The sequence below is a fragment of the Streptomyces sp. PU-14G genome, from assembly GCF_041028275.1.
Taxonomy (GTDB): Bacteria; Actinomycetota; Actinomycetes; order Streptomycetales; family Streptomycetaceae; genus Streptomyces.
In genome coordinates, this window is record NZ_JASKYT010000102.1 from 1 (window position 1) to 20,802 (window position 20,802).

General features: G+C 71.9%; 15 protein-coding genes. 9 read left to right on the forward strand and 6 right to left on the reverse strand.

The annotated features are described in order from the left end of the window. Positions 1 to 172: 172 nt before the first annotated feature. Positions 173 to 1,966, reverse strand: a complete 1,794-nt coding sequence (locus tag AB8Z75_RS14640; RefSeq protein ID WP_369201960.1) for a protein kinase — start codon at positions 1,964 to 1,966, stop codon at positions 173 to 175. A gap of 448 nt (positions 1,967 to 2,414) precedes the next feature. Here AB8Z75_RS14640 and AB8Z75_RS14645 point away from each other — a divergent pair, with 448 nt between their 5' ends. Together AB8Z75_RS14645 and AB8Z75_RS14650 are read left to right on the forward strand one after the other, a co-directional pair. Beyond that, positions 2,415 to 4,055 (forward strand): protein kinase, encoded by a 1,641-nt coding sequence (locus AB8Z75_RS14645; RefSeq protein WP_369201962.1) that lies wholly within the window; start codon positions 2,415 to 2,417, stop codon positions 4,053 to 4,055. A gap of 117 nt (positions 4,056 to 4,172) precedes the next feature. After that, entirely contained in the window at positions 4,173 to 5,213 is a 1,041-nt protein-coding gene (locus AB8Z75_RS14650) for a phosphotransferase (protein WP_369201964.1), read from the forward strand. A 152-nt stretch (positions 5,214 to 5,365) separates the two neighbouring features. Here AB8Z75_RS14650 and AB8Z75_RS14655 read toward each other — a convergent pair whose 3' ends face one another. Next, complete coding sequence (locus tag AB8Z75_RS14655) at positions 5,366 to 6,067, reverse strand: response regulator (protein ID WP_369201966.1); 702 nt, start codon at positions 6,065 to 6,067, stop codon at positions 5,366 to 5,368. Between the two features lie 395 nt (positions 6,068 to 6,462). Here AB8Z75_RS14655 and pdhA point away from each other — a divergent pair, with 395 nt between their 5' ends. From pdhA to AB8Z75_RS14680, 5 genes are all read left to right on the forward strand, one after another. Then, positions 6,463 to 8,028, forward strand: a complete 1,566-nt coding sequence (gene pdhA / locus AB8Z75_RS14660; protein WP_369201968.1) for a pyruvate dehydrogenase (acetyl-transferring) E1 component subunit alpha — start codon at positions 6,463 to 6,465, stop codon at positions 8,026 to 8,028. A gap of 2 nt (positions 8,029 to 8,030) precedes the next feature. After that, positions 8,031 to 9,011, forward strand: a complete 981-nt coding sequence (locus AB8Z75_RS14665) for an alpha-ketoacid dehydrogenase subunit beta (protein ID WP_114025521.1) — start codon at positions 8,031 to 8,033, stop codon at positions 9,009 to 9,011. Positions 9,012 to 9,025: 14 nt separating this feature from the next. Beyond that, the gene (locus AB8Z75_RS14670) at positions 9,026 to 10,645 is read left to right on the forward strand and encodes a dihydrolipoamide acetyltransferase family protein (protein WP_369201971.1); all 1,620 of its coding nucleotides are present in this window, start codon (positions 9,026 to 9,028) and stop codon (positions 10,643 to 10,645) included. Positions 10,646 to 10,817: 172 nt separating this feature from the next. Then, entirely contained in the window at positions 10,818 to 11,612 is a 795-nt protein-coding gene (locus tag AB8Z75_RS14675) for a GntR family transcriptional regulator (protein WP_369201973.1), read from the forward strand. Beyond that, on the forward strand, positions 11,609 to 12,928 hold the full coding sequence (locus AB8Z75_RS14680; protein WP_369201975.1) for a nitrate/nitrite transporter: 1,320 nt from the start codon (positions 11,609 to 11,611) through the stop codon (positions 12,926 to 12,928). The genes AB8Z75_RS14675 and AB8Z75_RS14680 overlap by 4 nt, the downstream gene beginning before the upstream one ends. Before the next feature lie 149 nt (positions 12,929 to 13,077). Here AB8Z75_RS14680 and AB8Z75_RS14685 read toward each other — a convergent pair whose 3' ends face one another. Then, complete coding sequence (locus AB8Z75_RS14685; protein ID WP_369201977.1) at positions 13,078 to 13,911, reverse strand: maleylpyruvate isomerase family mycothiol-dependent enzyme; 834 nt, start codon at positions 13,909 to 13,911, stop codon at positions 13,078 to 13,080. Positions 13,912 to 14,122: 211 nt separating this feature from the next. Between AB8Z75_RS14685 and AB8Z75_RS14690 the strand changes: the two genes are divergently transcribed. Both AB8Z75_RS14690 and AB8Z75_RS14695 read left to right on the forward strand, forming a co-directional pair. Beyond that, positions 14,123 to 14,911, forward strand: a complete 789-nt coding sequence (locus AB8Z75_RS14690; protein ID WP_369201979.1) for a carbon-nitrogen family hydrolase — start codon at positions 14,123 to 14,125, stop codon at positions 14,909 to 14,911. A 43-nt stretch (positions 14,912 to 14,954) separates the two neighbouring features. Beyond that, positions 14,955 to 16,886 carry an NHL domain-containing thioredoxin family protein gene (locus AB8Z75_RS14695; protein ID WP_369201981.1) on the forward strand — a complete coding sequence of 644 codons (1,932 nt, stop codon included), beginning with the start codon at positions 14,955 to 14,957 and terminating at the stop codon, positions 16,884 to 16,886. A gap of 36 nt (positions 16,887 to 16,922) precedes the next feature. Here AB8Z75_RS14695 and AB8Z75_RS14700 read toward each other — a convergent pair whose 3' ends face one another. From AB8Z75_RS14700 to AB8Z75_RS14710, 3 genes are all read right to left on the reverse strand, one after another. Further along, entirely contained in the window at positions 16,923 to 17,150 is a 228-nt protein-coding gene (locus tag AB8Z75_RS14700) for a hypothetical protein (RefSeq protein WP_114016851.1), read from the reverse strand. A gap of 127 nt (positions 17,151 to 17,277) precedes the next feature. After that, positions 17,278 to 18,573, reverse strand: a complete 1,296-nt coding sequence (locus AB8Z75_RS14705; RefSeq protein WP_369201983.1) for a M18 family aminopeptidase — start codon at positions 18,571 to 18,573, stop codon at positions 17,278 to 17,280. Between the two features lie 92 nt (positions 18,574 to 18,665). Further along, entirely contained in the window at positions 18,666 to 20,507 is a 1,842-nt protein-coding gene (locus tag AB8Z75_RS14710; RefSeq protein ID WP_369201985.1) for an acyl-CoA dehydrogenase, read from the reverse strand. Positions 20,508 to 20,802 lie beyond the last annotated feature (295 nt).

Genomic DNA, 20,802 nt, shown 5'->3' on the forward strand with positions numbered 1-20,802 from the left:
CACCGGGGCGGCCCCCACCAGGGGCGGCCGTCAACCGAGGGTGGGCCCCGCCAAGATCGGCCCCACCGAGGCCAGCCCCCACCAGGGATGCCGCCCGCCAAGATCGGCCCCATCAAGGCCGGCCCCCACCAGGGGCGGCCCACCAGGGATGTCCCCGGCGGAAGGCGACGCCTCAGCTACCGGGCTGGCCCGTGGAGACGGTCAGGTCGACCTCGTCCTTCTTCGGGTTGAAGTCGTCGAGGGAGCCCGGGTTCTGGTCGAGGACCTGGTTCTTGCCGAAGACGTTCTCGTCCTCCATCGTCACGTCGCCGAGCTTCCAGTCCGCGGCGCGCAGGCAGGCCTTTACGGAGGTGAGGTCCTTGTAGGTCAGGTCGGGCATCATGACGTTGCCGTTGTGCTCGTACGTCTCGGTGGCGTCGGTGCACTTCTCCTTGTCGATGGTCCGGCTCTTGTCCGGCCCCTTGAACTTGCCCGGGTTGGAGCCGCTGTCGCCGCTGCCGCCGGGGTCGGCGGTGGCGGTGGGCTTGTCCTTGGCGGTGGGCTTGGGGTCGGGGTCGTCCCCGCCGCTGTCCCCGGTCACGCTGACGATCACGAAGACGAGGGCGACGATGACGGCGACGCCGGCGAGACCGAATCCGGCCATGGCGCCGGGGGACATCTTCTTGCCGGGGCCGCCCCTGTTGCCCTGGCCGGCGCCGCCGGCGGCGTTGATCGTGTAGGGCGGCGGCGTGGAGGGGCCGCCGGTGCCGTACGAGGACTGCGGGTAGCCGTAACCGGCGGGTGCGGTGTTCTGGGCGTGGGGCGGCGGGGTGGAGGGGCCGAAGCCCCCGCTGTTGTACGGCCCTGGCTGCCCGTGCCCCTGCACCTGACCCGGCCCCTGAACCTGGCCGGGCCCCTGCATCTGGCCCGGTCCCTGCACCTGGCCGTGGCCCTGCGGCGGCTGGTACGGCGTCTGGACACCGGCTCCGCCGTGCTGCGGCTGCGAGTTGGCGTCCACGGGCGGGAAGACGGCCTGTCCGACGCCGGCGCCGCTGGCGGGCGGGCCGCCGCTGATGATGATCGGCGAGGCGCCCGAGGCGATGCCGGCGCCACCGATGCGGGTGACCTCGTCGTGCATCGACTCGGCGGAGGGGAAGCGCTCGTTGGGGTTCTTCTTCAGCGTCCGGGCGACGAGCGCGTCCACGGCCGCCGGGATGGACTGGTTGATGGAGGACGGCGAGACCGGCTCCTCCTGGACGTGCGCGTAGGCGATGGCGAGCGGCGAGTCGGCGTCGAAGGGGAGCCGGCCGGTCAGCAGCTCGAAGAGCATGATGCCGACGGAGTACAGGTCGGAACGGGCGTCCACGCCGCGGCCCAGCGCCTGCTCGGGGGAGAGGTACTGGGGGGTGCCGACGACCATGCCGGTCTGGGTCATGGAGGTCACACCGGACTGCATGGCGCGCGCGATGCCGAAGTCCATGACCTTGACCACGCCACGCTTGGTGAGCATCACGTTGCCGGGCTTGATGTCCCGGTGGACGAGGCCCATCTCGTGGCTGACCTCGAGGGCGGCGAGCACGTCGCCGGTGATCTTCAGCGCTTTGTCGGCGGGCATCGCGCCGTGCTGGGCGATGTCCTCGTCGAGGACGGTGCGCAGCGGCTTGCCCTCGACGTACTCCATGACGATGTACGGCACCATCGCGCCGTCGATCTCGTCCTCGCCGGAGTCGAAGACGGAGACGATGTTGGTGTGGGTCAGTTTCGCCACGGACTGGGCCTCGCGGCGGAACCGCTCGCGGAAGGACTGCTCGCGTCCCAGTTCGGTGTGGAGCGTCTTGACCGCGACCTGCCGGTCGAGTACGGAGTCGTAGGCAAGGTAGACGGAGGCCATTCCGCCGGCGCCCAGCAGTGAGCGAAGCTGGAATCGTCCTCCGCCGACCATGCGGCCCAAGTAGTTGCCGGCCGCCTGTGCGCCGTCGTCGCTCATCTGACTGCTTCCCCCTCGGCGGCGCTGCCCCCGTGCAGGTACGTTGAGTGATCCTTTTGACCGTGATACTGGCCCAAGTTTGCCCGGGGCCTCGGTCACGTCAAGCTCGTTGCCCGTTCCGTGACCGAATGCGCATACGCCCTTCGCGAGCGATGTGTCACACGCCGTCCGGGCGGCGTCACACGCTCACAAGGGCACGGCCCCGAGCGGTTCACCGAGCCTAGAGGGTGCGGTTCACGGCCCGTGCGCTGGGTCGCCGCCGCTGGGTGGCGGGGTGTGTGCGGGGCGTGCCGGAGCCAACTTGCGGGGCCGGTACGTCAGCTTGTTGGATGCGACTGGCGTAGCTCGGTATTCCGTCCCATCCATCCACCCCCCGCGTGCCTGTAGCCTCCTTGGGGGGAGTATCCACCGCGCGAAGTCCGCGGATTCGAATCGACGGCGAGGACTGATGGCACAGACGCAAGCCGCCGGGGGCCCTTCGGACCCCGACGCGACGGGCGGCGGCTCCCTGCCCGATTCGCCGGAGTTGTGGGGCAACAACGGCCTGGTCGGTGACGGCAGGTACCGCCTGACGCACCGGCTCGGACGCGGTGGCATGGCAGAGGTCTTCGGCGCCGAGGACCTGCGTCTGGGGCGCACGGTCGCGGTCAAGCTGCTCCGCGCTGACCTGGCCGAGGATCCGGTCTCCAAGGCGCGCTTCACGCGCGAGGCCCAGTCCGTCGCGGGCCTCAACCACCACTCCGTCGTCGCGGTCTACGACTCCGGCGAGGAGATGATCGGCGGCAACATCACGCCGTACATCGTGATGGAGCTCGTCGAGGGCAGCACGATCCGTGATCTGTTGCTGGCGGCGGACGCGCCGCCGCCGGACCAGGCGTTGATCATCGTGTCGGGGGTGCTGGAGGCGCTGGCCTACAGCCATCAGCACGGCATCGTGCACCGCGACATCAAGCCCGCGAACGTGATCATCACGCGGGGCGGCGCGGTGAAGGTGATGGACTTCGGCATCGCCCGCGCCCTGCACGGTGCGTCGAACACCATGACGCAGACCGGCATGGTGATGGGCACGCCGCAGTACCTCTCTCCTGAGCAGGCGCTCGGCAAGACCGTGGACGCGCGCTCCGACCTGTATGCCACGGGGTGTCTGCTGTACGAGCTGCTGACGCGGCGCCCCCCGTTCACGGGTGAGACGCCGCTGTCGGTGGTCTACCAGCACGTGCAGGACGATCCGGTGCTCCCGTCCGAGGTGTCGGACGCGGTTCCGCCGGAGCTGGACGGCCTGACGATGCGCGCGCTGGCCAAGGAGCCGGACGACCGGTTCCAGACGGCTGAGGAGATGCGCGGGCTCACCCAGTACGCGCTGCAGATGCTGCACGAGCAGGGTGGGCACACCGGCGGACTGTGGAACACGGGGCCGACCGCGCACTACGGCGGTTCGACCCCGGCCATGGGCGTGCCCGGTGCCGGCGCTCGCCCGCACCCCTCGCACTCCGACACCTCGCAGATGGGCGCTCCGCTGCTGGCGGGCCCGCGCGACGACGACGGCGGCTTCGACGGTGGGCCCCGTGGTGGTGGCCGCGGCGGCCGTGGCGGTGGCGGCGGCAAGGGGTTCAGGTACGCGCTGGTGGCGTTCCTGGCGGTCATCGCGATCGCGGGGGGTATCTTCTTCGCGCTCGGACAGGACAACGGCGCCAAGGACAACAAGCCGGACAAGCCGGACACCACCAAGTCGGAGCCGAAGGACAAGAAGTCCTCCGAGGAACCCGATCCCACCCCGTCGGAGACGGAGCAGGACCAGCCGGGCACGAGTGACGGCGGCACGGGCGACTGGACGCCCAGCGACCGGCCCTCCGAGACGGCGCCGAGCGATACCGACCCGAGCCCCACGCAGCCGTCCGAGACCGGTGACCCCTCGCAGTCGCACAACGGCGGCAACGAGGGCGGCGGTTCCCACGACGGCGGGAACGACGGCGGCAAGCCGACCAAGACGCAGTCGCCGCCCACCAACGGCGGCAACGAGAACGGCGGCGACAGCGGAGACAGCGGCGATGGCGGTCTCATCGGCAACCAGGGCGCCGGCGAGGAGTGAGCCGGCGGGCAGCGGCTCCCTGCGGGGAGGGCTCGCCCGAACACGTCGGTAGGGGTACGTCGGCGGCCTGTTGACGCCTGCGGCGCGCGGTCCGCTGTGCGGCCCTACGATGCCGCCGTGCAACCGTCTTCCCTTTCCCGGACCCTGACCGAGGACACGCTCCACGTCCTGCTGGGGCGGTACGGGGGCGTGGGGGACCTTGTGGGGTACGAGCCCGTGTCGCAGGGCCTGCTCAACAGGGGCTACCGGGTGACGACGACCCGGGGGCGCTACTTCCTCAAACACCATCTGGACGGACAGTCCGCGCGTGCCCGCATCGAGTGCCGGCACCGGGTGGCGGCGCTCCTCGGTGAGCTGGGGCTGCCCGTGGTGCCCGTGGTGCCGGACGCGGACGGGAGGTCGGTGGTCGTGGCGGCGGACGGCCGCTGCTTCGCGCTGCACCCCTGGATCGAGGGCGGGCACCGGCACGGCAGCGAGCTGTCACTGGCGCAGTGCGCGGGGCTGGGCACCCTGCTGGGGCGGGTGCACACCCGGCTGACGCGGGCCGCGCCGGAGGCTCCCTGCGGCACGCAGGCGAGCGCCGACCCGGCGGCGACGTACGAGACGATCGGTGCCCTGCTGGAGCGGGTGCGGGCGCGGCGGCGTCGGGACAGTTTCGACGAGCTGGCCGAGCACCGGCTGACCGAGCGCCGGGCGCTGCTGCGGCGCCATGCGCGGGAGCGGCCTGACGCCGTCCAGGACCGGTTCTGCGGCTGGGTGCACGGGGACTTCCACCCGCTGAACCTGTTGTACGCGCCGGGCGGCGCCACGGCGCGTGTGGTGGCGATCCTCGACTGGGACCGGCTGGACGTGCAGCCGCGCGCCGAGGAGGCCGTGCGAGGTGCGGCGATCTTCTTTCTGCGGCCCGGCGGCACGCTGGACCTGCGGAGGGTGCGGGCCTTCGCGCGCGCCTACCGGGGCGGCGCGCACGCCACGCGCGAGGAGCTGGCCGCCGCCGTGCACCGGGTGTGGTGGGAGCGTCTGAACGACTTCTGGATGCTGCGCTGGCGCTACGAGCGCAGCGACGGCCGGGTGGATGTGCAGTTCCCGGCGGCGGCGGCGCTCGTGGTCTGGTGGACGGCGCACTACGAGAAGGTGCGCGCCGCCTTCTGCGACTAGAGGGTGCCTGCTGCGCGGCGAGAGGGCGCCTGCTGCGCGGCGAGAGGGCGCCTGCTGCGGCGAGAGGGTGCCTGCTGCGGCGAGAGGGCGCCCGCTGCGATGAGAGGGCGCCCGCTGCGGCTGGAGGCCGCCCCAGCCACACCCGGGGGGTGTCACCCGTGGTGCGGGTCGTCGTGTCCGTCGGAGGCGCGGAGTCTGGCGATGTAGGCGGCGGCCTGGGTGCGTCGTTCCATGCCGAGCTTGGCGAGCAGCCCGGACACGTAGTTCTTCACCGTCTTCTCGGCCAGGTGCAGCCGGTCGCCGATCACCCGGTTGGTCAGTCCCTCGCCGATCAGCCCGAGGATGGTGCGCTCCTGGGGGGTGAGGGCGGCCAGTCTCTCGTCCCGGCTCGCGGCGGCGCCGGAGCCACCGCCGGTACCGGCACCGTGCAGCCGGTCCAGTACGCGCCTGGCGTCTGCGGGGTCGAGCAGCGAGGTGCCCGCCGCGACCTCGCGTACCGAGCGGACGAGCTCGCGGCGGCTGAGCTCCTTGAGGACGTATCCGGAGGCGCCGGCCATCACGGAGGCCAGGAGCGCCTCGTCGTCGGCGTAGGAGGTGAGCATCAGGCAGTGGACGGACTCGTCGCGCGAGCGGACCTCGCGGCAGACCTCGATGCCGCTGCCGTCGGGCAGCCGTACGTCCAGGATGGCGACGTCGGGACGGGCGGCGGCGATGCCGTCGAGCGCGTCGGCCGCCGTGCCGGCCTCCCCGGCGATCTCGAGGGCCGGGTCGGCGGCGAGCATGTCGCGCACACCCCTGCGGACGACCTCGTGGTCGTCGACCAGGAATACCCGGATTCGTCCGTTTTCGGGCACATTCTCAGTCTCACATACTGATCGGCTCTCCACTCTTCCCGGGCTCCCGCACCCCGGGTTACCGTGCGGGTGTCCGCGGCTCGCGAGGCCGTGACCAGTGATGTCCCGACTCATGGCACACATACTTGGACTTCCGGGTTCTTACTTGGATATCCGAGCAAAGTTGCAGGTCAGGGCCGCCTCGTGCGTCTATGGAGATGCCAGCCATGGCTGGGGCGCCCCCGACGGGGTTGGTACAGCGGGCCGCGACCGGGACATGCAGTCACCACCCGGTGCCGACCGCGACGCTCCCACCCCGTGCGCCGCACGGGACCGGGCGAGCCTCCCCCCGCCAGTGGGTGGGGGAGCCCCAGGTCACCGGCAACCCCGGGGGCCGGACAGACGGAGGAGCAAACGTGACCGTGGAGAGCACTGCCGCGCGGAGCACCGCGCGCCGCAGCGGCACCGGAGGAAAGCGCGCCACCCAGGCCGCTCCCGGCGGCGACGCCGCGAACGGCAGGGCGGAGGCCGGCGAGGCCACCGCCGCAGGCACGCCCCGCAAGACCGCGGCGAAGGCTTCGGCGAAGGCTTCGGCCAAGGCACCGGCGAAGAAGGCGGCCGGGAGCACCGCGAAGACCTCCTCCGGGAGCACGCCGAAGACCGGTTCGAAGACCGCCTCGAAGACGCCTTCGAAGACGGCTTCGAAGGCCGCCGCGAAGAACGGGTCGAAGGCCGCTTCCAGGGGCGCGGCGAGCAGCACGGCGAAGAACGGGTCGAAGACCCCGGCGAAGCGCTCCACGAAGGCGCAGGCCACCTCCTCGCGCGCCGCCGCCGCACGCCCGGCCCGTGCGCACGGCTCCGCGCGCCGTACCGACGGCCCGGCCGCCGAGCCGGAGCTGGTGCAGCTGCTCACCCCGGAGGGCGAGCGCGTCACCCACCCGGAGTACGACGTCGACCTGAGTGCGCAGGAGCTCCAGGGCCTCTACCGTGACATGGCGCTCACGCGCCGTTTCGACGCGGAGGCCACCGCTCTCCAGCGTCAGGGCGAGCTCGGCCTGTGGGCGTCCCTGCTCGGCCAGGAGGCCGCGCAGATCGGCTCCGGCAGGGCCCTGCGCCCCGACGACTACGTCTTCCCCACCTACCGCGAGCACGGCGTCGCCTGGTGCCGCGATGTGGACCCGACGATGCTGCTGGGCATGTTCCGCGGTGTGAACCACGGCGGCTGGGACCCGAACAGCAACAACTTCCACCTGTACACGATCGTGATCGGCTCCCAGGTCCTGCACGCGGCCGGGTACGCGATGGGTGTGGCCAAGGACGGTGCCGACTCGGCCGTCATCGCCTACTTCGGCGACGGCGCCTCCAGCCAGGGGGACGTGGCCGAGGCGTTCACGTTCGCGGCCGTCTACAACGCCCCGGTCGTCTTCTTCTGCCAGAACAACCAGTGGGCGATCTCCGAGCCCACCGAGCGCCAGTCCCGGGTGCCGATCTACCAGCGCGCCCAGGGCTTCGGTTTCCCCGGCGTCCGCGTCGACGGCAACGACGTGCTGGCCTGCCTGGCGGTGACCAAGGCAGCCGTGGAGCGCGCGCGGGCCGGTGAGGGCCCGATGCTGATCGAGGCGTTCACCTACCGCATGGGCGCCCACACCACCTCGGACGACCCGACGCGCTACCGCGCCGACGAGGAGCGCGCCGCCTGGGAGGCGAAGGACCCGCTCCAGCGGCTGCGCACCTACCTGGAGAGCGAGCAGCTGGCCGACTCCGCCTTCTTCGCCTCGATCGAGGAGGAGAGCGAGGAGATGGGGCGGCACGTGCGTGACGCCATCCGCACGATGCCCGACCCCGACACCATGGCGATGTTCGAGAACGTCTACGCGGACGGGCACGCGCTCGTGGACGAGGAGCGCGCCCAGTTCGCCGCCTACCAGGCGTCGTTCGCGACCGAGTCCGAGAGTGTCTCCGCCGCGGGGGAAGGTAAGTGACCATGGCCGTTCAGAAACTCCCCCTCGCCAAGGCGATCAACGCCTCGCTGCGTACCGCGCTGGAGAACGATCCGAAGGTCCTCGTCATGGGTGAGGACGTCGGAAAGCTCGGTGGCGTCTTCCGCGTCACCGACGGGCTGCAGAAGGACTTCGGTGAGGACCGGGTCGTCGACACGCCGCTGGCGGAGTCCGGCATCGTCGGCACGGCGATCGGCCTGGCGCTGCGCGGCTACCGTCCTGTCGTCGAGATCCAGTTCGACGGTTTCGTCTTTCCCGCCTACGACCAGATCGTCACCCAGCTCGCCAAGATGCACGCGCGGGCCCTGGGCAAGATCAAGCTGCCCGTCGTCATCCGCATTCCCTACGGCGGCGGCATCGGCGCCGTCGAACACCACAGCGAGTCGCCCGAGACGTTGTTCGCGCACGTCGCGGGCCTCAAATGCGTCTCGCCCTCGAACTCCTCCGACGCCTACTGGATGCTGCAGCAGGCCATCGAGAGCGACGACCCGGTCATCTTCTTCGAGCCCAAGCGGCGCTACTGGGACAAGGGCGAGGTCGACCCCTCGGCCATCCCGGCGCCGCTGCACTCCGCGAAGATCGCCCGCCAGGGCACCGCGCTCACCCTGGCCGCCTACGGTCCGATGGTGAAGGTCTGCATGGAGGCGGCTGCCGCCGCCGAGGAAGAGGGCAACTCGCTGGAGGTCGTGGACCTGCGCTCCATGTCGCCGATCGACTTCGACACCGTGCAGCGTTCCGTCGAGCGGACGGGCCGCCTCGTGCTCGTCCACGAGGCGCCGGTCTTCCTCGGCACCGGTGCCGAGATCGCCGCCCGCATCACCGAGCGGTGCTTCTACCATCTTGAAGCACCGGTGCTGCGCGTCGGCGGGTTCCACGCGCCGTACCCACCGGCGCGGCTGGAGGACGAGTACCTGCCGAACCTGGACCGGGTGCTCGATGCCGTCGACCGCGCGCTGGCGTACTGAGGAGAGCCGTGACGATGACCAACAGCGCACAGGCCGCGCAGCCGGCCGCCGGCGTCCGTGAGTTCAAGATGCCCGACGTGGGCGAGGGGCTGACGGAGGCCGAGATCCTCAAGTGGTACGTCCAGCCCGGGGACGCCGTCACCGACGGCCAGGTCGTCTGCGAGGTGGAGACCGCCAAGGCCGCCGTCGAACTGCCCATCCCCTTCGACGGCGTGGTGCACGACCTGCGCTTCGACGAGGGCACCACGGTGGACGTCGGCACCCCCATCATCACCGTCGACACCGGCGGCCCCGCGGCCGGTTCGGGCGGCGGCGACGCGTCGGCGGCGCAGGCCGCGATGGAGACGGGCGCCGGTGCCGCGGCCGAGGTGGCCGAGCAGGCCGCCGTGACGGAGGAGGCCCAACCGGAGGGCGAGGGCCAGCCGGAGGGCGAGGGCCGGCAGCCCGTGCTGGTCGGCTACGGAGTGGCCACCAGTTCCACCAAGCGCCGTCCGCGCAAGCCTGCGTCCGCGCAGAGCAAGCCCGTGTCCGCGCAGGGTGGGACGGAGGGCGCCGCCACCGAACCGGCCCCGGCCCCGGCCGCCTCCGCCGCACCGGTCGCCGAGACCGCGTCGGCGGCTGAGCCGGTTCCGGGCGGCAACGCCTCGGAGGGGAACGGCGCTCCGGGCGTGAACGGCCACGGGGAGCCCTCGTCCGCCACCGGTTCGCGGCCACTGGCCAAGCCGCCCGTACGCAAGCTCGCCAAGGACCTCGGCGTCGATCTGGCGGCGGTCGCGCCGACGGGCCCCGACGGGATCGTCACCCGCGACGACGTGCACGCCGCTGCCGCCCAGGCCGCGGCGCCCGCGGCGCCCGCGGCGGCGCGGGAGCCCGCCGAGCCCGTCGCGGAGCCAGCCTCCTCCGCCGCGCAGCCGTCCGCATCGGCTTTCGCGGCCCGCGAGACCCGGATCCCCGTCAAGGGCGTACGCAAGGCCACCGCGCAGGCCATGGTCGACAGCGCGTTCACGGCGCCGCACGTCACCGAGTTCGTGACCGTGGACGTCACCCGGACGATGAAGCTCGTCGCCGATCTCAAGCAGGACCCCGACATGGCGGGTGTGCGGATCAATCCGCTGCTGCTGGTCGCCAAGGCGTTCCTGGTGGCCATCCGCCGCCACCCGGAGGTTAACGCCTCCTGGGACGAGGAGCGCCAGGAGATCGTCCGCAAGCACTACGTCAACCTGGGCATCGCCGCGGCGACCCCGCGCGGGCTCATCGTCCCGAACATCAAGGACGCGCACGACAAGACCCTGCCCGAACTGGCGTCCGCGCTCGGTGAGCTGGTCGCCACCGCCCGCGAGGGCAGGACCAGCCCCGCCGCGATGAGCGGCGGCACGGTGACGATCACCAACGTCGGGGTCTTCGGCGTGGACACCGGCACGCCGATCCTCAACCCCGGCGAGTCCGCCATCCTGGCCTTCGGCCAGGTCCGGGAGCAGCCCTGGGTGCACAAGGGCAAGGTCAAGCCGCGCCACGTCACCACGCTGGCGCTCTCCTTCGACCACCGCCTCGTCGACGGCGAACTCGGCTCCAAGGTCCTCGCCGACATCGCCGCCGTCCTCGAACACCCCAAGCGGCTGATGCTGTGGCAGTGACCGGACGGCACCGGTCCTGAACCGACCCCCTGCCGGCGGCGCGGGCTCAGAAGGGGGGCAGGGGCGCAGCAGCCCCTGCCCCCCTCTTGGACTCCGACGGCGGGGCGAGGGGCGCCGTCCCACATCGCGGAAGCCGAAACCGTCGCATCCGTCTTGTATCTATGATGCGTGCATGCCTTCCGCCGCACCCCCCACCCCTCGCACCGCCACCCACACCGGCGCCCCGAAACAGCAGCTCAAAGAGGAGAAGCAACCGCCCGCCGCGCAGCGCGTGTACGCGCACGTGAAGCAGGCGGTGCTGGAGCGGCGTTACGAGGGAGGCATGCTCCTGACGGAGGGCGAGCTCGCCGAGGCCGTCGGCGTCTCGCGCACCCCCGTCCGCGAGGGCCTGCTCCGCCTGGAGGTGGAGGGCCTGATCCGGCTGTATCCGAAGAAGGGTGCGCTGGTGCTGCCCGTCTCGGTGCAGGAGGTCGAGGACGTCGTCGAGACCCGTTTGCTGGTCGAGCAGCATGCGGTCCGCCGCGCCGTGCCGGTCTCGGACGCGCTGGTGACCCGGCTCGAGGAGCTGCTGGACGAGCAGCGGACCCACGCGGCCTCCGGTGACCTTCCCGCCTTCTCCGCCGCCGACCGCGGCTTCCACGCCGCGCTCGTCCAGGCGACGGGCAACCAGATCCTCACCCGCCTCTATGACCAACTGCGCGACCGCCAGTTGCGGATGGGCGTCGCCGTGATGCACGCGCACCCCGACCGGGTCGCGAAGAACATCGCCGAGCACGCCGACATCCTGCGCACGCTGCGCGAGGGCGATACGGACGCCGCGGCGCGCGCCGTCCACCAGCACGTGAGCCGGGTCCGCCACCTGATGCGCGGCGACGAGCGCACCGGCGGCCAGGGTGACCTCCGGGTGAGCGGCCAGAGTGATCTCCGGGCGAGCGGCCAGGGTGACGACCGGGGGGACGGCCGATGAGTGCCACCGCCTCGCCGCACGCCGTCCGGCTGCCCGGCGACCCGCCGGGCGGCCCCCGCGCCTGGTGGGTGTGGGGTATCGGCGTCGCCGTCTACTTCGTCGCCGTCACCTTCCGCACCAGCCTCGGCGTGGCGGGCCTCGACGCGGCGCACCGCTTCGACATCAACGCCTCCGCGCTCTCCAGCTTCTCGATCCTGCAACTCCTCGTCTACGCGGGGATGCAGATACCCGTGGGCCTGCTGGTGGACCGCTGGGGCACCCGCCGCATCCTGCTGCTGGGCATCCTGCTGTTCACCGCGGGCCAGTTCGGCTTCGCGCTGTCGGCCTCGTACGGCACCGCGCTGGCCTCCCGCGCGCTGCTGGGCTGCGGGGACGCGATGACGTTCATCGCCGTCCTGCGGTTGGGGGCGCGCTGGTTCCCGGCCCGTCGCGGACCGGTGATAGCGCAGGTGGCGGCGCTGATCGGGATGGCGGGCAACCTGGTGACGACGCTGGTGCTCGCCCGCGTCCTGGAGAGCCTCGGCTGGACGGCGACGTTCGCCGGCAGCGCGGCGGGCGGCCTGGTCATCCTGGCGCTGGTGGTCTTCTTCCTGCGGGACCACCCGGAGGGGCACGAGCCGCCGGCCGCCCCCAAGGCCGAGGGGACGGGTGCGGGGTTCATCCGCCGGCAGATCGGCGCGGCCTGGCGGGAGCCGGGCACCCGCGCCGGGATGTGGGTGCACTTCACCTGCCAGTTCCCCGGCATGGTCTTCCTGCTGCTGTGGGGTATGCCGTTCCTGGTCGAGGCGCAGGGGCTCGACAAGGGCACGGCCGGTGAGCTGCTGACTCTCGTGGTGGTCTCGAACATGTGCTGCGGTCTTGTCTACGGGCAGGTCATCGCCCGTCACCACGCCGCGCGTACCCCGTTGGTGCTGGGCACCGTCGTCGCGACGGCCCTCGTGTGGGCGGCGGCCATCGCCTGGCCGGGCAAGGACCCCATGTGGCTGCTGGTGGTGCTGTGCGTGGTGCTCGGCGCGTGCGGTCCGGGATCGATGATCGGCTTCGACTTCTCCCGCCCCGCCAACCCGCCCGAGCGGCACGGCACCGCGTCCGGCATCGTCAACATGGGCGGGTTCACCGCCTCGATGACGACGCTGTTCGCCGTCGGGGTCCTGCTCGACCTGACGGGGGACAACTACCGGATCGCCTTCGCGAGCGTCTTCGTCCTGCAGGCCCTGGGCCTGGTGCAGTTCGCCCGGCTGCGCGGGCGCGCGGTACGGCGCGAGCGCGAGCGCGTGGTGGCCAGCCGCGTGGAAGCGGTGCACGTCCCGGTGTGACGGCGGCGCGGCGGAGCCCACGCGCCACGGCCGTCTCCGCCGCGGCCCTCCGGGGCCTGTGTCCGTCCGTCACCCCCTGAGGGGGTGACGACTCCACAACACCACCCCGTCACCTGCTCTCGGCGTCGCACTCCCTCGGCGTCACACCCTCACGGCGTCACCGAGAAGTGGCGCAGGATCGCGGCGGCCAGCTCCGCGTCGCCGTCGGTCTTGACGCGGTCCGCGACGGCGTCCGGCCGTACGCGGCCCGCGGCCAGCCGTGAGTAGGTCTCCCAGTCCATGGCGAGGGTGGCGGCGGGACCCAGCGAGACGCTGCCGTCGACGGTGCCCCGGCCCTCCTTGTCCACGCGCACCGTCCGCATGAACTCGACGGGGCCGCTCACATCGAAGACGACCGCGGAGTTCAGCGGGGCTCCGGCGTCCTTGGCGACGACCTTCGGCAGTCCGGCGAGCATCACGTCCCTGGCCACGTGGGCGCCGGGCGAGTCGAGGTTGCCTGGCTTGTCCAGAGCGCGGCGCAGATCCTGCTCGTGCACCCACACGTCGAAGGCGCGGAGCATCAGCTGGCGCTCCAGCGGCAGTTTGCGGGGCCCGAACGGAACGACGCTGTTGACCTCCGCCTCCGGCCCGCGCTTCTCGTTCCGCAGCTGCCGCGCGCGGCGGATGAGGGTGTACTCGAACTCGCTGGTCATCTCCGGGCCCGTGTGGTGCCGCCGCACGTCGACCTGGACCTCCATGTGACGGCTGGTCTCGTCGACGACGTGGCGGATGTCGCGGGGCAGGGCGTGGATCGGTCGCGGATCGCCCAGGAGTTCGCACTCGACGCCGATGATGTGGGAGACCACATCGCGCACCGACCAGCCCGGGCAGTCGGTCCGCCCGTTCCACTCCCCTTCCACGAGCGGAGTGACCAGCTCGGATATCGCTTCCATGGACTGCGTCCACGCGTCAACGTAGGGCTGAAGGCTTGGGTGGTCGGTCACGGGACCCCTCGGCTTGCGGTTCGCTGGCTGGCTCGTTCGAGCTTGCGGCTCGTTCGGGACACGGACAAGTCCGCGCACTGGACTGGACACTGGACAGGGCAGGTGCTCGTGCTGGGTGCTCTCAAGTTACGCTGCGGACGAGAGCCCCGGCAGGGCTTTTGGGACGATGCTAGGCCCAATCGCCCCCCTCGATCGCATGGACGGTGGTACGGTGCGCGCTTCGATTCTGCAGATTCAGGTGGACCCGGACGAGTCGGTCGAATCCCGGCGGGAACGGGTCGCTTCCCTCGTCCGCGCCCAAGCGGGCGCCGACGTGGTGGTGCTGCCCGAACTGTGGCCCGTCGGCGCCTTCGCCCACGACCGTTTCGCCGCCGAGGCGGAGGAGGCGGACCCGGCGAAGGGCCCGACCGCGCTGGCCATGTCCGCGGCGGCGCGGGACGCGGGGGTGTGGCTGCACGCGGGGTCGATCGTCGAGAAGGGCGAGGAGGCCGGCGCCCTGTACAACACCTCCCTGGTCTTCTCCCCCTCCGGCGGGCTCGCGGCCACCTACCGCAAGATCCACCGCTTCGGGTTCGACCAGGGCGAGGCGGCGCTGATGACGGCGGGCAGCACGCCCGTCACCGTCGCCCACCCGCAGGCCACGCTCGGCCTGGCCACCTGCTACGACCTCCGCTTCCCCGAGCTGTTCCGCGTCCTGGTCGACGCGGGAGCCCAGGTGCTGGTCGTCCCCGCCGGCTGGCCCGCCAAGCGCGCCGACCACTGGAGCCTCTTCGCCCGTACCCGCGCCGTCGAGAACCAGTGCTTCGTCCTGGCCTGCGGCACCGCGGGCACCCACGCGGGCGTCGCCCAGGCAGGACGCAGCGCCGTCATCGACCCCTGGGGCGAGATCGTGGCCGAGACCGACAGCACGGAGGAGACGGTGCTGACCGCCGACCTCGACCTCACTCAGGTCGAGAAGGTCCGCGAGTCCTTCCCCGTCCTCAAGGACCGGGTGCTGTAGCCGCGCGCGGCGCGCCCGTGCGGCGAAGTGGCACGCTGGAGGGATGAACGACCCCGCCGCCACACCCGCCACACCCGCCCACGCAAGCACGTCCGCAGCCACCGAAAACGGCTCGGCGCCCGCCCCGGTCCGCCGTCCCCGGGTCCGCGCGCCCGAGCTGGTCGGCAAGGGCGGCTGGCTGAACACCGGCGGTGAGCAGCTGAGCCTGACGGCGCTGCGCGGGAAGATCGTGATCGTCGATTTCTGGACGTTCTGCTGCATCAACTGCCTGCACGTGCTCGACGAGCTGCGGGAGCTGGAGGAGCGGCACGCCGAGACGGTCGTCGTGGTGGGGGTGCACTCGCCGAAGTTCGTGCACGAGGCGGAGCACGCGGCCGTGGTGGACGCCGTGGAGCGGTACGGGGTGGAGCACCCGGTGCTGGACGACCCGGAGCTGGCCACGTGGAAGCAGTACGCCGTGCGGGCGTGGCCGACGCTGGTGGTGGTCGACCCGGAGGGGTACGTCGTCGCGCAGCACGCCGGTGAGGGGCACGTGCACGCGATCGAGCGGCTGGTGGAGGAGCTGGAGGCCGCGCACGGCGCGAAGGGGACGCTGCGGCGCGGTGAGGGCCCGTATGTTCCGCCTGAGCCCGTCGCGACCGACCTGCGGTTCCCCGGGAAGATCCTGGCGCTGCCCGACGGCGGCTTCCTCGTCTCGGACACCACGCGGCACCAGCTGGTGGAGCTGGCGGCCGACGGGGAGAGCGTCGTGCGGCGGATCGGCGACGGGGAGCGGGGGCTGACCGACGGCGGGCCCGAGGCCGCGCGGTTCAACGAGCCGCAGGGCCTCGCGCTGCTGCCCGACGGCGCCGTCCTCGTGGCCGACACCGTCAACCACGCCCTGCGCCGCGTGGACCTGACCACGGGGGCCGTCACGACCCTCGCCGGTACCGGCGAGCAGTGGTGGCAGGGCGCTCCCACCGAGGGCGCGGCCCGCGAGATCGCGCTCTCCTCTCCCTGGGACGTGGCGTACTTCGAAGGCCGCGTGTGGATCGCCATGGCCGGGGTGCACCAGCTGTGGACGTACGACCCGGTCAGCGGCGCCGTGGGCGTCGCGGCGGGAACGACGAACGAGGGGCTGGTGGACGGGCCCGCCGGCGAGGCGTGGTTCGCCCAGCCGTCCGGGCTGGCCGTCTCCCCCGACGGGACGCGGCTGTGGGTCGCCGACTCCGAGACCAGCGCGCTGCGGTGGGTGGAGGCGGACGGCGACGGCGCCTTCGCCGTCCGTACCGCCGTCGGCACCGGACTCTTCGACTTCGGCCACCGCGACGGCCCGGCCGACCAGGCCCTGTTCCAGCACCCGCTGGGTGTCACCGCCCTGCCCGGGGGGTCGGTCGCGGTCTGCGACACCTACAACCACGCGCTGCGCCGCTACGACCCGGCCACCGGCGAGGTCGACACGCTGGCGACCGACCTGCGCGAGCCGTCGGGCGCCGTGCTGGCAGCGGACGGCTCGGGCGAGATCGTCGTCGTGGAGTCGGCGCGCCACCGGCTGACGCGGCTGCGGCTGCCCGAGGACGCCGTACGGGTCGAGGGCGTCGCGCACCACACGCAGCGCGCCGCCACCGAGGTGGCGGCGGGGGTGCTCAGCCTCGACGTCGTCTTCCAGGCGCCGCCCGGGCAGAAGCTCGACACCCGCTACGGCCCCTCGACGCGGCTGCTGGTGAGCGCCACCCCGCCCGAGCTTCTCGCGGAGGGCGAAGGAGCGGGTACCGACCTGCGCCGGGAGGTCCGGCTGGCCGGCGCCGAGGGCGCGGAAGGGGTGCTGCACGTCTCGGCGATGGCCGCCTCCTGCGACGAGGAGGGGGAGTACCCGGCCTGCCACGTGCACCAGCAGGACTGGGGTGTCCCGGTCCGCCTCACCGCGGGCGGCGCCGACCGACTGCCGCTGGTGCTGGCAGGTCTGGACGAGGGCGACGAAGGCAACGAGGCCTGAGCCTTCGGCCCTGAGCCTTCGGAGAGGCCCCTCGGCTCACTCCCAGTGGTGCTTGTTGACTTCCTCGATCACCGGCGCCCCGGGGGACGGCGGTTCGACGCGGCGCCGCTTGAGGATGCTGATGTAGGTGCACAGTCCGATGACGCCGACGATCAACAGGACGACGCCCATCAGCTGGACGTTGACGCCGCTGACGTCGAGGTCGACGGCCAGGGCCAGAATCGCCCCCACCGCCATCATGCCGATGCAGACGACGATGCCCATGAGTGATGCCTCCCAGCTCGGTCGGGCCGCGCTCATCGCGCTTACCGCCGGCGAGTACCCGGCCTGAAGGGGGGCAATCAGCCTTCTGCGCGCAGCACTTCGCGAGGCGGGTGCCGCGGCGCGGCCGTCACTCGGCCAGGAACGCCGTCAGGCAGTTGGCCAGCAGGTACGGGTCCTGCGCGCCGCACAGCTCGCGAGCCGAGTGCATGGAGAGGATGGCGACGCCGATGTCGACGGTCGTGATGCCGTGGCGCGCCGCGGTGAGGGGGCCGATGGTGGTGCCGCACGGCATGTCGTTGTGGGAGACGAAGCTCTGCCACGGCACCCCGGCGCGTTCGCAGACGGCGGCGAACAGGGCACGGCCGCTGCCGTCGGTCGAGTAGCGCTGGTTGACGTTGACCTTGAGGATCGGGCCGCCGTTGGGCATCGGGTGGTGGCCGGGCTCGTGCCGCTCGGCGTAGTTGGGGTGCACGGCGTGCCCGGTGTCGGAGGACAGGCACACGGTACCGGCCCAGGCGCGGGCCCGGTCCTCGTAGGCGCCGCCGCGGGCGAAGACGGAGCGTTCCAGCACCGAGCCCAGCAGGGGCCCTTGGGCGCCGGTGTCGGACTGGCTGCCGTTCTCCTCGTGGTCGAAGGCGGCGAGCACGGGGATGGTGGTGGGCCGCGCACCGCCGCCCGAGGCGACGGCCGTCAGCGCGGCGACGCCGGCGTGCACCGACAGCAGGTTGTCCATCCGGGGCCCCGCGGCGAGTTCCTCCTCGCGGCCCAGGTAGGCGGGGGCCTCGACGCTGTGCGCCATCAGGTCCCAGCCGGCGACGGCGTCCGCGTCGAGACCGCTCTCCTCGGCGACGAAGCGCATCAGGTCGCCCTCACGGGCCTGCCCCAGGCCCCAGATGGGCGTCATGTGGCGCTGGCGTTCCAGTTTGAGTCCCTCGTTGACCTGGCGGTCGAGGTGGATGGCCAGCTGCGGTACGCGCAGCAGGGGGCGGTCGACGTTCACCAGGTGGGTGCTGCCGTCGCGCAGGGTGACCCGGCCGCTGAGGCCGAGGTCGCGGTCGAGCCAGGTGTTGAGGAGCGCGCCGCCGTAGATCTCGACGCCGACCTGGCGCCAGCCGGCCGTCCCGGTGTCGGGGACGGGCTTGACCCGCAGGTTGGGCGAGTCGGTGTGGGCGCCGACGATGCGGAACGGGGTGGCGGGCGTCGCCCCCTCGGGCACGTACCAGGCGATCAGCGCGCCGCCGCGCAGCACGTACTTGCCGCCGGTGCTCGCGTCCCACGCCTCGGTCTCGCGTACCTGCCGGAAGCCGGCCTTCTCCAGCGCGGCGGCTGCGTTCGCCACCGCGTGGTAGGGCGAGGGGCTCGCGGCGAGGAAGGACAGCAGACCGTCGGTGTGGGCACGGTCGAACGGCGTGGCATCGCTCATGCCCCCACCTTAACGGCGCCTTTCACGATGCGGACGCCCCGCTCCCGTGGGGGTGGGAGCGGGGCGTACGGCCTCGACGGGCGCCGGACGGCTCAGAAGGCGCTCTCGTCCAGCTCCATGACCGACAGGTCCACCGCGTCGGCCAGTTCGCGCTGGACGGCGACCTGCGGCAGCACGTTCGCCGCGAAGAACTTCGCCGCGGCGATCTTGCCCTGGTAGAAGGGCACGTCCTTGGAGGGCAGGGTCTTGGCGGAGCCGCCGGACAGCTTCGCGGCGGCGACGGCCGCGCCGCGCAGCAGCAGGTAGCCGATGACGACGTCGCCGGCGGCCAGCAGGAAGCGGGTGGTGTTCAGACCGACCTTGTAGATCGACTTGACGTCCTTCTCGGTGGCGGCCAGGTCGGTCAGCATCGTGCCGACGATGGCCTCCAGGTCACCGGCGGCCTTGGCGAGCTGGTCGCGGGCCCCGGCGAGCTCCTCGCCGCCCTCGGCCTCGGCGAGGAACTTCTTGATCTCCTCGGAGAGCGCGGTCAGCGCCTGGCCCTGGTCGCGGACGACCTTGCGGAAGAAGAAGTCCTGGCCCTGGATCGCGGTGGTGCCCTCGTAGAGGGTGTCGATCTTGGCGTCGCGGATGTACTGCTCGATCGGGTACTCCTGGAGGTACCCGGAGCCGCCGAGCGTCTGGAGGGACTGCGCGAGCTGCTCGTAGGACTTCTCCGAGCCGTAGCCCTTCACGATCGGCAGCAGCAGGTCGTTGAGGCGGTGCGCGGCGGAGGCGTCCTCGCCGGCTGCCTCCTTGACGATGATCTCGTCCTGCACGGTCGCGGTGTACAGGACGAGGGCGCGCATGCCCTCCGCGTACGCCTTCTGCGTCAGCAGCGAGCGCCGCACGTCCGGGTGGTGGGTGATGGTCACCCGCGGGGCGGTCTTGTCGGTGAACTGGGCCAGGTCGGCGCCCTGGACGCGCTCCTTGGCGTATTCCAGCGCGTTGAGGTAGCCGGTGGACAGGGTGGCGATCGCCTTGGTGCCGACCATCATCCGCGCGAACTCGATGATCTTGAACATCTGGCGGATGCCGTCGTGCTTCTCGCCCAGCAGCCAGCCCTTGGCCGGGGCGTTGGCGCCGAAGGTCATCTCGCAGGTGTTGGAGACCTTCAGGCCCATCTTGTGCTCGACGTTGGTGGCGTGGACGCCGTTGCGCTCGCCCAGCTCGCCGGTCTCCCAGTCGAAGTCGTACTTCGGCACGATGAACAGGGACAGACCCTTGGTGCCGGGGCCGTGGCCCTCGGGGCGGGCGAGGACGAAGTGCACGATGTTCTCGGACATGTCGTGCTCACCGGAGGTGATGAAGCGCTTCACGCCCTCGATGTGCCAGGTGCCGTCGTCCTGCTGGACGGCCTTGGTGCGGCCCGCGCCCACGTCGGAGCCCGCGTCCGGCTCGGTGAGCACCATGGTGGAGCCCCACTGCTTCTCGGCCATCAGCGCGGCGATCTTGTGCTGTTCCTCGGTGCCCTCCTCGTGGAGCACGCCGGCGAACGCCGGGCCCGAGGCGTACATCCACACGGCCGGGTTGGCGCCCAGGACCGTCTCGGCGAAGCCCCACAGCAGGGAGCGCGGCGCGGTGGTGCCGCCGATCTCCTCGGGGATGCCCAGGCGCCACCACTCGGCGTCCATGTAGGCCTGGTAGCTCTTCTTGAAGGCGGCCGGGACCGGCGCGGTGTTGGTCTCCGGGTCGAAGACGGGCGGCGTGCGGTCGCCTTCCTCGTAGGACGCGGCCAGCTCGTTCTCGGCGAGGCGGGCGATCTCGGCCAGAACGCTCTTGGCGGTCTCGACGTCCATCTCCGCGAACGGTCCGGTGCCGTACACCGCATCGCGCCCGAGCACCTCGAAGAGGTTGAACTCGATGTCGCGGAGATTCGACTTGTAATGCCCCATGGCGACGGCTCCGTAATGACTCGCTCGTACTTGTCGGTAGCTCCCTAGATGATGCTACCCACCGGTAATAAGAAGCAACCCCTCACCACCCCTCTGTGACTGGATACTCTTTCGGTATGTACGGCTACGACCAGACCGGCGCCCCGACCGGGCCGGGGCACGGCGTCCATGGCGGGCACAGCGGGCACAGCGGGCACGGATACCAGCAGGCCCCGCCCCCACCCCCCTACGGAGCGCAGCAAGGGGCGCCTCCGCCGTACGGCCAGCCGGGACCGCAGCAGCAGCCGTTCTACCC

Excerpts from the sequence above, each read along its gene's own strand:
- AB8Z75_RS14640 (WP_369201960.1), bottom strand. The coding sequence starts at position 1,966 with ATGAGCGACGACGGCGCACAGGCGGCCGGCAACTACTTGGGCCGCATG.
- AB8Z75_RS14645 (WP_369201962.1), top strand. The coding sequence starts at position 2,415 with ATGGCACAGACGCAAGCCGCCGGGGGCCCTTCGGACCCCGACGCGACG.
- AB8Z75_RS14665 (WP_114025521.1), top strand. The coding sequence starts at position 8,031 with ATGGCCGTTCAGAAACTCCCCCTCGCCAAGGCGATCAACGCCTCGCTG.
- AB8Z75_RS14670 (WP_369201971.1), top strand. The coding sequence starts at position 9,026 with ATGACCAACAGCGCACAGGCCGCGCAGCCGGCCGCCGGCGTCCGTGAG.
- AB8Z75_RS14675 (WP_369201973.1), top strand. The coding sequence starts at position 10,818 with ATGCCTTCCGCCGCACCCCCCACCCCTCGCACCGCCACCCACACCGGC.
- AB8Z75_RS14680 (WP_369201975.1), top strand. The coding sequence starts at position 11,609 with ATGAGTGCCACCGCCTCGCCGCACGCCGTCCGGCTGCCCGGCGACCCG.
- AB8Z75_RS14695 (WP_369201981.1), top strand. The coding sequence starts at position 14,955 with ATGAACGACCCCGCCGCCACACCCGCCACACCCGCCCACGCAAGCACG.
- AB8Z75_RS14700 (WP_114016851.1), bottom strand. The coding sequence starts at position 17,150 with ATGGGCATCGTCGTCTGCATCGGCATGATGGCGGTGGGGGCGATTCTG.
- AB8Z75_RS14705 (WP_369201983.1), bottom strand. The coding sequence starts at position 18,573 with ATGAGCGATGCCACGCCGTTCGACCGTGCCCACACCGACGGTCTGCTG.
- AB8Z75_RS14710 (WP_369201985.1), bottom strand. The coding sequence starts at position 20,507 with ATGGGGCATTACAAGTCGAATCTCCGCGACATCGAGTTCAACCTCTTC.